Annotated in this window: 13 protein-coding genes and 1 pseudogene; 13 read left to right on the forward strand and 1 reads right to left on the reverse strand. The window is 36.1% G+C overall.

Features of this window, described 5'->3' with window-relative positions:
• The 9 genes and pseudogenes from FNK51_RS26840 to FNK51_RS25910 form a co-directional block, all read left to right on the forward strand.
• Positions 1-497: pseudogene (locus FNK51_RS26840) on the forward strand (hypothetical protein); the annotation flags it as partial.
• Between the two features lie 83 nt (positions 498-580).
• Entirely contained in the window at positions 581-1036 is a 456-nt protein-coding gene (locus FNK51_RS25880; RefSeq protein WP_141995191.1) for an NUDIX hydrolase, read from the forward strand.
• 94 nt (positions 1037-1130) lie between these two features.
• Positions 1131-1274, forward strand: a complete 144-nt coding sequence (locus FNK51_RS26845; RefSeq protein ID WP_181762353.1) for a hypothetical protein — start codon at positions 1131-1133, stop codon at positions 1272-1274.
• 68 nt (positions 1275-1342) lie between these two features.
• A complete protein-coding gene (locus tag FNK51_RS25885; protein WP_141995192.1) occupies positions 1343-3073 on the forward strand; it encodes a phospho-sugar mutase in 1731 nt (576 codons plus the stop codon).
• Between the two features lie 1166 nt (positions 3074-4239).
• The gene (locus FNK51_RS25890; RefSeq protein ID WP_141995193.1) at positions 4240-4626 is read left to right on the forward strand and encodes a DUF192 domain-containing protein; all 387 of its coding nucleotides are present in this window, start codon (positions 4240-4242) and stop codon (positions 4624-4626) included.
• A 245-nt stretch (positions 4627-4871) separates the two neighbouring features.
• On the forward strand, positions 4872-5324 hold the full coding sequence (locus tag FNK51_RS25895; RefSeq protein WP_141995194.1) for a YoqH family protein: 453 nt from the start codon (positions 4872-4874) through the stop codon (positions 5322-5324).
• Positions 5325-5566: 242 nt separating this feature from the next.
• Entirely contained in the window at positions 5567-5758 is a 192-nt protein-coding gene (locus FNK51_RS25900) for a hypothetical protein (protein WP_141995195.1), read from the forward strand.
• Between the two features lie 379 nt (positions 5759-6137).
• Entirely contained in the window at positions 6138-6536 is a 399-nt protein-coding gene (locus tag FNK51_RS25905; RefSeq protein ID WP_141995196.1) for a hypothetical protein, read from the forward strand.
• A gap of 27 nt (positions 6537-6563) precedes the next feature.
• On the forward strand, positions 6564-7124 hold the full coding sequence (locus tag FNK51_RS25910; RefSeq protein ID WP_141995197.1) for a hypothetical protein: 561 nt from the start codon (positions 6564-6566) through the stop codon (positions 7122-7124).
• A gap of 601 nt (positions 7125-7725) precedes the next feature.
• Here FNK51_RS25910 and FNK51_RS25915 read toward each other — a convergent pair.
• Complete coding sequence (locus FNK51_RS25915; RefSeq protein ID WP_141995198.1) at positions 7726-8916, reverse strand: MFS transporter; 1191 nt, start codon at positions 8914-8916, stop codon at positions 7726-7728.
• 644 nt (positions 8917-9560) lie between these two features.
• Between FNK51_RS25915 and FNK51_RS25920 the strand changes: the two genes are divergently transcribed.
• The 4 genes from FNK51_RS25920 (at position 9561) to FNK51_RS25930 (ending at position 11758) form a co-directional block, all read left to right on the forward strand.
• A complete protein-coding gene (locus FNK51_RS25920) occupies positions 9561-9743 on the forward strand; it encodes a hypothetical protein (protein ID WP_141995199.1) in 183 nt (60 codons plus the stop codon).
• Positions 9744-9823: 80 nt separating this feature from the next.
• Positions 9824-9955 carry a DUF6254 family protein gene (locus tag FNK51_RS27005; protein WP_220127011.1) on the forward strand — a complete coding sequence of 44 codons (132 nt, stop codon included), beginning with the start codon at positions 9824-9826 and terminating at the stop codon, positions 9953-9955.
• Positions 9956-10020: 65 nt separating this feature from the next.
• Positions 10021-10380 carry an SDR family NAD(P)-dependent oxidoreductase gene (locus FNK51_RS25925; RefSeq protein ID WP_286178898.1) on the forward strand — a complete coding sequence of 120 codons (360 nt, stop codon included), beginning with the start codon at positions 10021-10023 and terminating at the stop codon, positions 10378-10380.
• 286 nt (positions 10381-10666) lie between these two features.
• The gene (locus FNK51_RS25930; protein WP_141995200.1) at positions 10667-11758 is read left to right on the forward strand and encodes a GerAB/ArcD/ProY family transporter; all 1092 of its coding nucleotides are present in this window, start codon (positions 10667-10669) and stop codon (positions 11756-11758) included.
• Positions 11759-12436: the final 678 nt, after the last annotated feature.

Consider the following 12436-nt stretch of genomic DNA (forward strand, 5'->3'; position numbering starts at 1 on the left):
TGAAAGTCATTGAACAAACATTTTCTGTCATTAAACAAAATATGGATCAAGAAATAGAAAATACTCACGATAATAAAACGGAAACGAAGACGGAAGCCGAAATGGAAACGAAAACGAAGACGGAAGCCGAAACGGAAACGAAGACTAATATATCACTAAACTTAATTATTTCAATTGCAGCAAATAAAAGTAATGGAGCCATAACTCCAACTATGGCTGAAGCCGAAATGGAAACGAAAACGGAACAGAAAACGGAACAGAAAACGGAACAGAAAACGGAAACGAAGACGGAAGCCGAAATGGATACGAAAATGGAAAAGAAAAAGGCGCAGAAAACGAAAACGAAGACGGAAGCCGAAATGGATACGAAAAAGGTAAAGAAAAGGGAACAGAAAACGAAAACGGAAAACGAAAAGGAAAAGAAAAAGAAAACGGAACAGAAAACGGAACAGAAAAAGAATACGGAAAAGGAAAAGAAAAAGAAATCGAAAAAATAATTCAAGTAAGGAAAACTTAAAAACAGTTACGAAAAACAAGCTGGATACCCAATAGTTATCATTTAAGCAGATAGGGGAGTGACATGGGCTATATTGAAGATTTACGCAAGCTTGTGGGAAAAAGGCCAGTTATTTTAACAGGGGCAAAAGTATTAGTATTTAATCCACTTGGGCAGATTTTATTACAATTTCGAACAGATACAAAAGTATGGGGATTACCAGGGGGACTTATGGAGTTAGGAGAATCATTAGAGGAAACAGCATTGCGTGAAGTAAAAGAAGAAACAGGTTTAACGATTGGTCGATTACAATTTCTAAAAGTTATATCAGGCGTAAACTATTTTATTCACTTACCAAATGGAGATCAATTCTATTCTGTTAATGCTTTTTATATAACAAATGAAATTATCGAAGGAACCTTGAAACCTGATGGTAATGAAGGAAGTGCTGTAAAATTCTTTTCAATAAATCAGCTGCCAAAAGATATGGATTCTGAAATCAAGAAAGAAATTTATAATTATTCAAGATTTCGCAATTGAATTCTTTCGAAAACCAGCCGTATTTTCGCTCTTCTTCCAAAGAAATAGTGAAGAATAAATGACGCTCTTTCCAAAGTATTGGTTAGGAATATGAATGGATCTAACCAACAACTTTGGAGGGAGGACATTTGGCGATTCTTCAACTCCGTTGCAGGATAAGGAACTACTTGAGGAAGCTAAAAATGATATCGTAATGGGTGTTTTAGGAACGATGGCTTTTAGACTTCATACTCATTGATCGCCTACAATGTGTACTAAGGTCAAAGTGAAAAGAAAAATATACAGGCTGGAAGGAGCTGTTTTTTCATGGACTGGAAGTCTTTATATACTATTTGGACAAGTTACAGAAATTTAGATAATGAAATGCGTTTAACGCTTGAAGAAATGAAGGATGATGAGATAGCACTTGAAGACGCCTTTTATAAAAATTTGGAATTCGGGACGGGTGGTATGCGAGGGGAAATTGGTCCAGGTACGAATAGGATGAACATTTATACCGTGCGAAAAGCGACAGTAGGACTTGCTGAGTATATTCAATCGTTTGGAAACGAGGCAAAATCCAGAGGAGTCGTAATTGCTTACGATTCAAGACATAAGTCTCCAGAATTTGCATTGGAAGCAGCCAAGACTTTGGCAACAAAGGGAATTAAAGCTTATTTATTTGATGAATTACGGCCTACCCCACAGCTCTCTTTTTCCGTACGTAAGCTGAGTGCATTTGCCGGTATCGTCATTACAGCAAGCCATAATCCGCCTGAATATAATGGGTATAAAGTGTACGGATCAGACGGTGCACAGCTACCTCCTGTAGCGGCGGATCAAGTCATTAATTACGTGAACACGATTGAAAGTGAGCTTTCCATTGTAGTGGAGGAAGAAGAAATCCTAAAAGACAGAGGGCTCATTCAAATCATTGGGGAAGAGCTGGATACTGCTTATAATGAGCATTTGCTCACTATTCCGGAAGATCCAAAGTTAGCAAATGAAATCGATGTAAAGCTGGTGTTTACACCGCTTCATGGTACAGCCAATAAATCAGTAAAACGTGCTTTGCATGATCTAGGATATCGAAATGTCCATATTGTTAGAGAACAGGAAATGCCCGATGCTAACTTTCCTACTGTTAAATCGCCTAATCCAGAGGAACATGCTGCTTTTGAATTGGCCATCGCGCTTGGAAACCGTGTCGACGCTGATTTATTGATTGCCACCGATCCAGATGCGGATAGGCTCGGAATTAGCGTGAAAAATAATGCTGGAAATTATGTCGTATTAACAGGAAACCAAACAGGCGCTCTCTTTTTGGATTATTTAATTTCACAAAAACAAAAGAAAGGGACTCTTCCAGAAAATGGAGTGGTATTAAAGACCATTGTGACTTCAGAAATAGGACGCGCGATTTCTGATCAAAATGGTTTGAAAACGGTAGATGTTTTAACTGGATTTAAATTCATTGCTGAAAAGATCCATGAATACCACACAAGTGGAGAACATTCTTTCCTGTTTGGCTATGAAGAAAGCTATGGATATCTAATCAAAGACTTTGCTCGAGATAAGGATGCCATACAGGCGACTATTCTGGCAGTGGAAGTTTGTGCCTATTACAAAAAGCAAGGCAAAACGATGTACGAAGGTTTACTGCATGTTTTTGAGAAATATGGCTATTACTTGGAGGATTTACGATCGTTAACTTTAAAAGGAATTGAAGGTGCCAGACAAATTCAAGCCATCCTTAATGAATTCCGTGAAAATCCACCAGAACAAATATCTGGTCATAAAGTAGTGGTTCGAGAGGATTATCTCAGCAGGAAAAAATACATGTTTGCGTCAAATAGGGAAGAGGCCATCAAGCTCCCAAAATCCAACGTATTAAAATACTTTCTTGATGATGGCACATGGGTATGTTTACGACCTTCCGGAACGGAACCTAAAATTAAATTTTATTTCGGTGTTCAAGGAAGCTCGATGAAGGAAGCTAAGGGGAAATTATCCACCGTTATGGAAGATTTTATGAGAAGAATCAATAAAATGCTTTAAAGAAGGACTCTCATTCAGAGGATTTTCTTTAAAAAACTAGGGTCAGCATTCATTATGTAAAGAAATGCGGGCCATTCTTTGTCTATCATTAGATTATTACTGCGTTCTAAATCTAGCACACAGCCTTTCGGAGTCATAAATACCCTGCGAGAAATCAAGGTTCCCGGTAGGTCGTCCTTAGGTCTTTCGGCGTTGTATCCCAACATGGGTTGGGTAAGAGGGTGTGCGTGGTAGGTTATAAGGGGCTGATGCTGATATTTATTACTTTTCTACACTAATTGGAATATTGAACATATAATATACTATTCCAATCCAATTCTCCAAATCCCCAAATCCCCCCTATATAGTAGCCTTGCTGATACCGTATGACGTTACGTAGTACAGTTGTACAGGCCCTAGGATGGGCCTTATGAAAGGTGCTAAATGGGGAGGGTTTTTAAAAGGGTCCTTATTGGCGCTCATGGTGAGGCCATCCCCTATGAGAAAAGTCAAATAAGAAAAGAACCTTTAAAGCTGAAGTCTTAAAACGTAAAGCTAGAACATTTAACATAATACATAAAATCGACATTCAAACAAAAGCACCTACCCAATTTAACTATGGCAGAGGAATGTTATAAAGATATATTTTATATAGCGTGCATACCCGGAACTGGTTCCTTCTGGAGACTTGCCGAAATTACTAAAGTTTCTTAACTAGTGGTGGTGATCATTGCTCTTTTTACCCTCTACAGAGCCTAATTTGATATTTTGTCTAGCTCATTCTTCAATAATACTTCTGCGATATGGAACAAGCTTACGCAATTCTCGCTGATTTAGATCAGGGACAGCTTTCCTATGTTTTGCGTTAACAACTAAAAATTCCATTTCGCAAGCTTTAATTAAGTTCATGAAAGGTTTCCAAAACCACGCCTGTGCTTTCATATTGTTGCTGTGATTATTGAAAACAGCGTATTAAATTTAAAATCATAGAATAAGTATTAGAAGTGAAACGGTGCTGCGTTAGTTATTTTTTTCATCTTGTATTCGTTTTATCTTCAACTTTCTTCCTTTTTATTATTAGGGAATAGACATTTTTCGAAAAAAGATAATTTCAATCTCATGAACTTTTTTTAAAAAAGACCTTAAATTTCTTTCCTGCTTATAATAATACTCAAAGGTGAGTGAACATGAGAAATATAATAAAAAGAAAAATGATAAAAATACTTAGTGGAAACAAGGAAATTAGATTAACCGTTCAAGTTGCAGATACTCAAAGAAAAAGAGAAAAGGGCTTAATGTTTGTTGGGAAATTACCCGAAAATGAGGGGATGTTATTTGTGTTTTCAGAAGAAATGTATGGTGGATTTTGGATGAAAAACACTTTAATTCCTTTATCTATTGCTTTTCTTGACTCAGCTGGGGAAATTCTGAAAATACTTGATATGGAGCCTTGTAAAGAGTATATATGCCCTACCTATGATCCAGAAATATCATATCATTATGCAATTGAAGTGAATCTTGGATGGTTTGAAAAGAATCAAATTAAAGTAGGGGATTATGTAAAGTTTGGTTGAATTCATATCACCTCACCTTTAGTTCTTTGAGGTGAGTTTTAAATGGATTTTTATGTTAATGCTACTCGGGAGATTGTGAAGAATTGTACTTAAACAAAATAAGGTGCTTTTAACTTTATTACCAGGAGCTGTTCAGCAGCTCCTTTTCTTATGCAACTAGAGAGGCAGGTTACTTGAATAAGGACTATCTATATTTAGATCATAATGTGGGTAAAATAACCAAAATAATTGTAAGAGGTGTTGGTATGAAACAAATTGTTTTGGGCATATTTATTATCTTAACTTTTGTCATTTCTCCTATACAAACAAATGCAACAACTTTGCCTTGTAGTATGGTATTGGATCCAATTGATAAAAAGCTTACAAATTCAAAGGGAACAGCACTGGTTTATAAAGTGCAGTTGCGCCCACCAAGTTTTGCACGAACTAATATAAGTATTCTTGGGGTACACCTTCCAGAACCATCTTCTTATGGGAATTACGATAGCTATGAAGGTTTTGCTTTTATACCAGACGAAATTAGTTGGCGTTTCAGGCTTTATCCTTCTCCAGAAAAAGATAGTCCAACTTGGGCTGGAAGATTTGATGAAATTACAGCGAAAATGGAAAATGTAGAAGTGCATGTGCGTCTTTCTAATTCAAAAACTGAAAAATTGGGACCCATTATATTAAGAAGTAATATCAAAAACTGTAAGTAGCTATTGAACTAACGGATACTTTCGTATTCTAAGGTCGTCCAGTAAAATTACTGGTTGACCTTTTTTTAATAGAATCTATTTTATCAGTAGCCAGGGTAGGACGTACGGGTGCGTGGGACTTAATCCCGTGAAGTAAATTGTCCGCCAGAAACATGTTTAAGGCTGGTTGTACTTAGATTCGTATAACAAGCGAAGCTATGACACTGCATGGAGGAATATGGTTAGTAAGTAGAGGAGGAAAATTGGAAGGTTTTTTTATTGTTGTTAAAGGAATATCCTACTTCAGAGGCGGTATTACAGCTGGAGAAAGTAGACTAGCAGAGAGTATTATTGAGTTCTGTCCTAACAAAAAGGGCGAATGGGATTTCTTACCTGTTCCCTTACCTTCAAAGATGGACACATCCACTCAAAAATCATTATTAGGACATGACTAAAACGAACTTTTAAAAACTTATATAATACATAAGATGGAGCTTGACAGCAGTAACTGGGCATCTATTTTTCCGAGGCAACAAAACAAAAATATGAAAAGTTGGCTAAAACAGATTGACAGTGATAATCATTATCATATAAAATACTAAATGAAAATGATTATCAATTTCATTTAGTTATATTGCATGTCAATAAAAAGAATTTCGATATTAAAAAGGCGACAATAATGAATATACAGTTTGGACCAGGAAGAAAAATTAAAAAATTAGTCAACCTTATCAGAATAGACGGTAACTCTGACCAAAAACAGTCTGACTGACAAAGAGCTAAGGTTGAAGTAGAATTCAAAAAAAACTGAATGTGAGTAAGGGAGGAAAACCTATGAATAAAAATTTTGTAATATTGGAATTATTTCAGCATCAAGTAAGCTGCTGCTGTCCTGGGCAAAGGCACCAACATATAATTGAGTTTCTTCAAGGTGATGTTTGGACAATTACAAACGAACGGAAGTACGTTGATTGCCTAGGATGGCACTCTTTAATAGTTGTCAACAATGAGTTTCAGTTTTTTATGCATGTGGAAGATATTGAGGAACTGTATACCAATGGTAGCATTTGCTCCATTTTGGATTTGAACCTAAAACTTAACCATTTGAGCTTTAAAGTAAACGAAGCACTAGATGCACATGATAGGGAGTCTTTTCTTTCATTTGCCGATGAACTGAGCAACGTACAGAAAATAAAGAATAAAATGAACTCTGGAGATGTACATGTTTTTTAAGAAAACAGGGCAACGACAAAGAAAGTTATGGAGTTCATAGATGATCATTGGAGTGCCATTGATGTACGTCAGTTTGAGTCAAAGAATCATTATTATATGGCTCTTGCTAATATGACAGACCATTTACTCCAATTTTTAACTTCTACAAAAATTGAATATCCACCTTTATTTTTATATGAAAAGTTCAACATTAATATTGAGGAGTTGGGAACCGAACTTTCTTTAACTTTTGAAGTAGCAGAATGGTCAAGCAACACATTCATCATAAAGAAATATTTAGTTGATACACATGAAGAAATGAACCTTTTATTCAATAATATGATTTCGGTATTTTGTGAAAAGACATTTGGTCAGCTACCGGAAAGAATAGAGATCTTCTCGCTTATGGAAGGTAAAATAGAAACTTATATTCCCACCTTGAAGGATGTTTCGGATGGAATGGAATACCTCAACATAATCAAGAATCTTTTACAAGAACCCAAAAAGTATTTGAAAACGGATTCTTTAACTGTTTGCAAAAGCTGCTCTTATCAAAAAAGATGTTATGAAGGTATGGATATAAATCAAGAAAGACTTAATATTCAATAATCTTGTTCAGAAAACCCAGGATTATAGCGGTTGTGGACAAAGTTGACGGTGAACAATTACTTGAATTTTAACATCTTGCGTATATAAGGCTGATTTAATATTAAGCGGGTTGCGATTAGGCAATTAATTCTAATAGAATAATATGATAAGAAAAATTCAATTGAAAACCTGCCAACGTGTCAATGGTTGCCTGTATTAATAAGTTGCTTCATTGAAATTACGTACTTTTGAAGAGAAAAAAATGTTCCTGGATTGTGCCTGATTAACTTAAACAGAGAAAAACCCTTCCAAAAAGTTTTTGGAGGGGTTTTTGGGCATGGCCAAAATAGTAGATCATACGGGAAATAAAATTTTAGAGAAAGATTTTGACATCCTATTAGCTGGTTGGTCCTATAAGAAGTATGGAAAATGATCAAACATTTTTATAAAAGTATCATTCAATTGACCAATCTTTTTTCAAAACATGCTCTTTCTATTTGTTCTGTTATCAAGGTTTCTTGTATTAAATACCACATTGTTTCAATCCTACAATAACACTACTCGTTTATTATGCCATTGCAGGTACCATAGGAAGCATACCAAGGCGCTCATAGCTTCTATCTTATGCTAGTTTCTTTTGTTTTTGGTCTAAGCGATGACTTAGGAAAGTTAGAAGACTTGCAAAGATAGCAACCAGCCCACCGACCCATGTCACACTCATTAAATTTCCCTGATGGTAAACAATTCCGCCTAAAGCGGAACCAAAGGCGATACCGACATTGCTTGCTACTGGCATCAGTGAAGCAGCTAGCCCTGTAGCTTTTGGTTGATAAATACCGGCAAGGTCTATCAAATAAAGCTGGGTAGATGTTGTTAAAAGGATGGCCATTAATGACATCAAGCCAATGTTAATCAATCCAAAGATAAAATTATTTGTCGTCCAATATAAACTGATCAGTACGATTGCTTGCACGAGGAAAACAAACCGGAGGCGTCCGATAGCATTGTGGCTGGCAATTTTACCCGCGAGTATGTTACTGAAAATGGAAATGAATCCGTAGCCAAACAAGATCAAACTAATTGAATTACTTGGTGCTTCCATTCCTTTCAAGATCGGAACAAAATACGTATAAACGGCATACGTTGCACCAAATCCAAGAGATGGAATGAAAAAAGCCATTAAGATTCGTGGGTGTGTTAACAAAGAAAATTGCTCACGCATTGAACTGCGAAATGTACTGTTCATAGTAGGCAAAATGAAGAAAGATGCCAAAAACGCAATTCCACCGAGAAAAGTAGTTAACAGAAAGGTTGCATTCCAGTCGTACCAATCAGCGATGACAGTGCCTATTGGTACTCCAATTACATTTGCAAGAGTAAAACCACCGAAAACGAATGATATAGCAAGTCCACGTTTTGCGATTGGCATGGTTTCGCTTGCAACAATCATGGCAAGCGAAATTAAAACTCCTGTTACGATTGCTGTCATCATCCGAAGAGCAAGGAGCATGATGTAGCTCGTCGAAATTACGCACAAAGCATTCAAGATGATGAACGACCCTATCAAAAACAACATCCATTTACGTTTTGGAAAATGGCTTGTTGCCGACATCACGAGTGGTGTCGCAATGGCAAACGTAATCGCAAACGCAGAAACGAGTGTACCTGCTTTTGCATTTGTAATATGGAGACTCGAGGAAATATCGGTTAAGATCCCGATGATAACAAATTCGCTTGTCCCGAGAACAAATGTTAATAAAGTAAGTGTTAAGATGAGTAGCCAATGTCGCTTGGATAATTCTGTGTCGTGCATAAATACCTCTTTTCTTAGATGAATGTAAATGTGTCACAGGGTAGATAAACAATCTAACTATCATATCATAAAAAATATTTATGAGGAAAACCCTTGCTTAGTTATCGTTTGATATTTTGCTAAAAAGCTTGTACCTGAATCACTAATTTTACCGTAACCTGTTTTGTTATAGAACAAAAAATAAAACGGATTAAAAAGGAAAAGCATAAGGATCTTGATGGTTAATGAAAATAAGCAAAAAAAACAAACGGGAAGAATGGAAAAAGAAAGTTAAGGATAATCTGAAGAGGGAAGCTGTCAAAAATATCATAGCAAAAACGGGAGACCTAGCATGCTAAAGTCAATAATACTTACACTTTAAACATCAAGGATGGAAGGATGATAAGCAAAATATAAATTGGAAGTGAGTTGTCATTAATGGAAAAATCCAAGTCAAGAAATTCTGGTGTTAAGTTAATTTCAAACACCTTATGTGGCAACGGCAACATTGTAGGTATGTAACTTATAAAATAACCGAACCGGAACTTATTATTCACTTTGTTTTTTACCCGAATTACATGACAGATTCATGTTACTAACGGTTTTAATTCGGTGTATATTTCTTCTTTCTGATCTCATACTAAAAATAAGAAGGAGGGGTATCCATGGCAAAACGAACAAAGAAAAATGATGCAGACCAAAAGAACAAACAAAGATTCAATTCAAGCAAAACTGATTCAGAATTTTCCCAAGAATTTGGCAGTGCAAAAGCTAATCAAGCACATAAAAATAAAGCAAAAAAAGAAAAAGCATCTAAAAATCAAGGTGAGTGGAAAGGCATGCATTAATTAATACTTGCTAGACTCGAACTGATGATAAGTGATGACTGCACCGAGTAAAAAGACTTTATGTAAAGGAGCTTATTTAGATGACTCAATCTAAGCGACAAGAAGAACGCCAATGGAAAGATCGTAAACAATCGCAGAATCCACATGGTAAGGTTAAATCATTTGAACAATTAGCTGAAGGCATGGGCAAAAATGAATCTGAAAATAAGTAAAACTGCTTAAGAATGAGAGGCTATCCCAAAGGGGCAGAGGCCCACATAATAGTGAGGTCACTTCCTTGGGGGTACCTCTCTTTGTCGTTACCGATGCTAAAAAAATGGTTGAATTAAATGTAAATGGAACTATCGTTAATACAGCATCAATCAATGGGACAATGGCAGCATTTGGAAGTTTTAATTACAACGCAGCTAAGGCAGCTGTGGTTATGATGTCTAAATCTGGGGCATTAGAGTTAGCTGAACACGGTATCCGAGTTGTAGGAGTTGCTCCAGGATTCATTGATTCGTCCATACTTGGTGACAATGAAGAAGTGAAAAATGCTCCTAGCTGCACAGCATATGCGGGGAAAGCTCATCCAGCCGAAGCAAGTGGCCAGCGTAGTGTTGACGATGGTTTCCTAAGTTTCAAATCTATATAAGATTTTCTTTAAAAAAGACTTAACGGTGTAAATTCGAAAATTCCCGATTTTACACCGTATTTTTATGTATTTATAGTGAATTAGTTTTTATGTCTAATACACTGTAGAAATGTATACCGACTAAAATAGGAATGCAACCTTCCTTCCAGAGCAGTCGTATGATTGTGATTAGTTTATTGAGGGAGGTTCGAACTGTACTTACCGTTTGTATCCTTTGAATAAATTACTCCTTTAAAAGCCAGATTATTAACATAGGAAATACGAGTGAAATAAATGAGGGTACATTATGAACCAAGCTGGTGTGAATGAAAAGTATAAGGTATCGCCATTCTATGTGTTTTTTTTACTGCATTCCATGCAAACAGGATTAGGCGTGTTGAACTTTCAAAGAGATTTAGCCAAGGCGACGGGGACGGATGGCTGGATCTCCATACTCCTAGCCGGACTGATTGTTCATATCTTAATTTGGCTTATATATAAGATTTTCAGTATTGTTCCCGGTGATATCATTTCTGCTAATAATCATGCATTGGGTAAATGGATTGGGAATTTCTTTAGTCTCTTATTCATTCTGTACTTTTTCGCCCTTGGAATGACGATCATAATCGGCTATATAAATGTCATTCATGTTTGGATGTTTGAAGAGGTACCTTCTTGGGCATTTGCTTTGGTTTTTCTGGTCCTGATTTATTACATCATTTCGGGAGGGTTCCGAACCATTACGGGTATTGCCTTTTTAAGTGTAATTGTTTCATACTGGCTTTTATTTGTACCTCTATATGGTTTTAAATACGCTGATTTCACCAGTTTTCTCCCTATTTTCGATCATACGTTAATCGAAATAATGAAAGGAACCAGAAGTACTTCATTATCAATGCTCGGTTTTGAAATGATCCTGATGTTTTATCCGTTCATCAAAAATCCTGAAACATCACAAAAATATGCTCATGGAGGAGCATTGGCTACTACGCTATTGCTCCTATTACTTTATTTTGTTTCGACAGTCTTTTATTCACAGAAACAGTTGGTCCTTACCCTTTGGCCAACACTCTCATTGACCAGTATTATTGAATTGCCCTTTATTCAACGGTTCGAGTACATAACCGTTTCTTGGTGGAACATCGTTATTATAACTAACATGGTCATTCCTTTGTGGGCTGCTAGCAGGGGGGTCAAGCGCCTATTCAACGTCCAGCAAAAGTATCCCTTATGGGTAATGTCCATAATCATAATACTCGTCAACATATTCTTTTTCGATGTCGATTCCTTATATGTATTAAATAAAATAATCAATCCTTACAGCGTGGCCTTCCTTGTTTTATACTTGCCTCTTCTTTTGGTTTTAATAAGCATAAAAAAGTGGAGGAACCGTTTATGATCCAATTATCATTTATATAAAATGCAAAAGAATTAATAATATATTACTTAGACAAAACTCGAAGAAAAGAGAGTTTGCCTGCATTTTATTTCATTTGAAAAACGTTCCAGTTAATTTCCGAAATCCGCTCCCTTTCCGCCGACTGTTTGCCAAGCCACCTCGCCGGTAATGGTGATAATTACCTTCACAAAATCGTGAAACATAATATTACTTTAAACAGGAGTTGCTTTGGCAGCTCCTTTTCTTATGGAGCAAACAGGGCAGTTTAGTTCAATAACTGAATATAGTCTATTTAATGTATAATATTGGTAGAAATCATAACAGGAACTGAGAAGTTGAAAACAACCAGTTACCACAACTTAAAGGCATTTCCCTGGATGTACTCATAAATGATTATGACGATGTTATAAGTATGATTAAATCTATCTACTACCAGTTAACAGATAAACAGTTAAATCAACAAGTTGAATATGAAAATGGTAAAGAGGCCACTATTAAATGGGATATTTGGCACATGGCAGACCATAATAGATATCATCAAGCTCATATTAGCCAACTGCGTAAATGGTGTAGCCAAAGTTGAGATGTTCGTTATTTTGTTCAACTAACGGGTGCTTCGTATTATAAGGTTAGCCAGTTTTTACTGGTTGACCTTTTTTTAATAGAATCTATTATATC

Origin of the sequence: Bacillus sp. B4EP4a (genome assembly GCF_006680105.1) — a bacterium.
Classification (GTDB): Bacteria; Bacillota; Bacilli; order Bacillales; family DSM-1321; genus Peribacillus; species Peribacillus simplex_E.

Coding starts and splice junctions, on each gene's coding strand:
- FNK51_RS25880 (WP_141995191.1), top strand. CDS start 581: ATGGGCTATATTGAAGATTTACGCAAGCTTGTGGGAAAAAGGCCAGTT.
- FNK51_RS26845 (WP_181762353.1), top strand. CDS start 1,131: ATGGATCTAACCAACAACTTTGGAGGGAGGACATTTGGCGATTCTTCA.
- FNK51_RS25885 (WP_141995192.1), top strand. CDS start 1,343: ATGGACTGGAAGTCTTTATATACTATTTGGACAAGTTACAGAAATTTA.
- FNK51_RS25890 (WP_141995193.1), top strand. CDS start 4,240: ATGAGAAATATAATAAAAAGAAAAATGATAAAAATACTTAGTGGAAAC.
- FNK51_RS25895 (WP_141995194.1), top strand. CDS start 4,872: ATGAAACAAATTGTTTTGGGCATATTTATTATCTTAACTTTTGTCATT.
- FNK51_RS25905 (WP_141995196.1), top strand. CDS start 6,138: ATGAATAAAAATTTTGTAATATTGGAATTATTTCAGCATCAAGTAAGC.
- FNK51_RS25910 (WP_141995197.1), top strand. CDS start 6,564: ATGGAGTTCATAGATGATCATTGGAGTGCCATTGATGTACGTCAGTTT.
- FNK51_RS25915 (WP_141995198.1), bottom strand. CDS start 8,916: ATGCACGACACAGAATTATCCAAGCGACATTGGCTACTCATCTTAACA.
- FNK51_RS25920 (WP_141995199.1), top strand. CDS start 9,561: ATGGCAAAACGAACAAAGAAAAATGATGCAGACCAAAAGAACAAACAA.
- FNK51_RS27005 (WP_220127011.1), top strand. CDS start 9,824: ATGACTCAATCTAAGCGACAAGAAGAACGCCAATGGAAAGATCGTAAA.
- FNK51_RS25930 (WP_141995200.1), top strand. CDS start 10,667: ATGAACCAAGCTGGTGTGAATGAAAAGTATAAGGTATCGCCATTCTAT.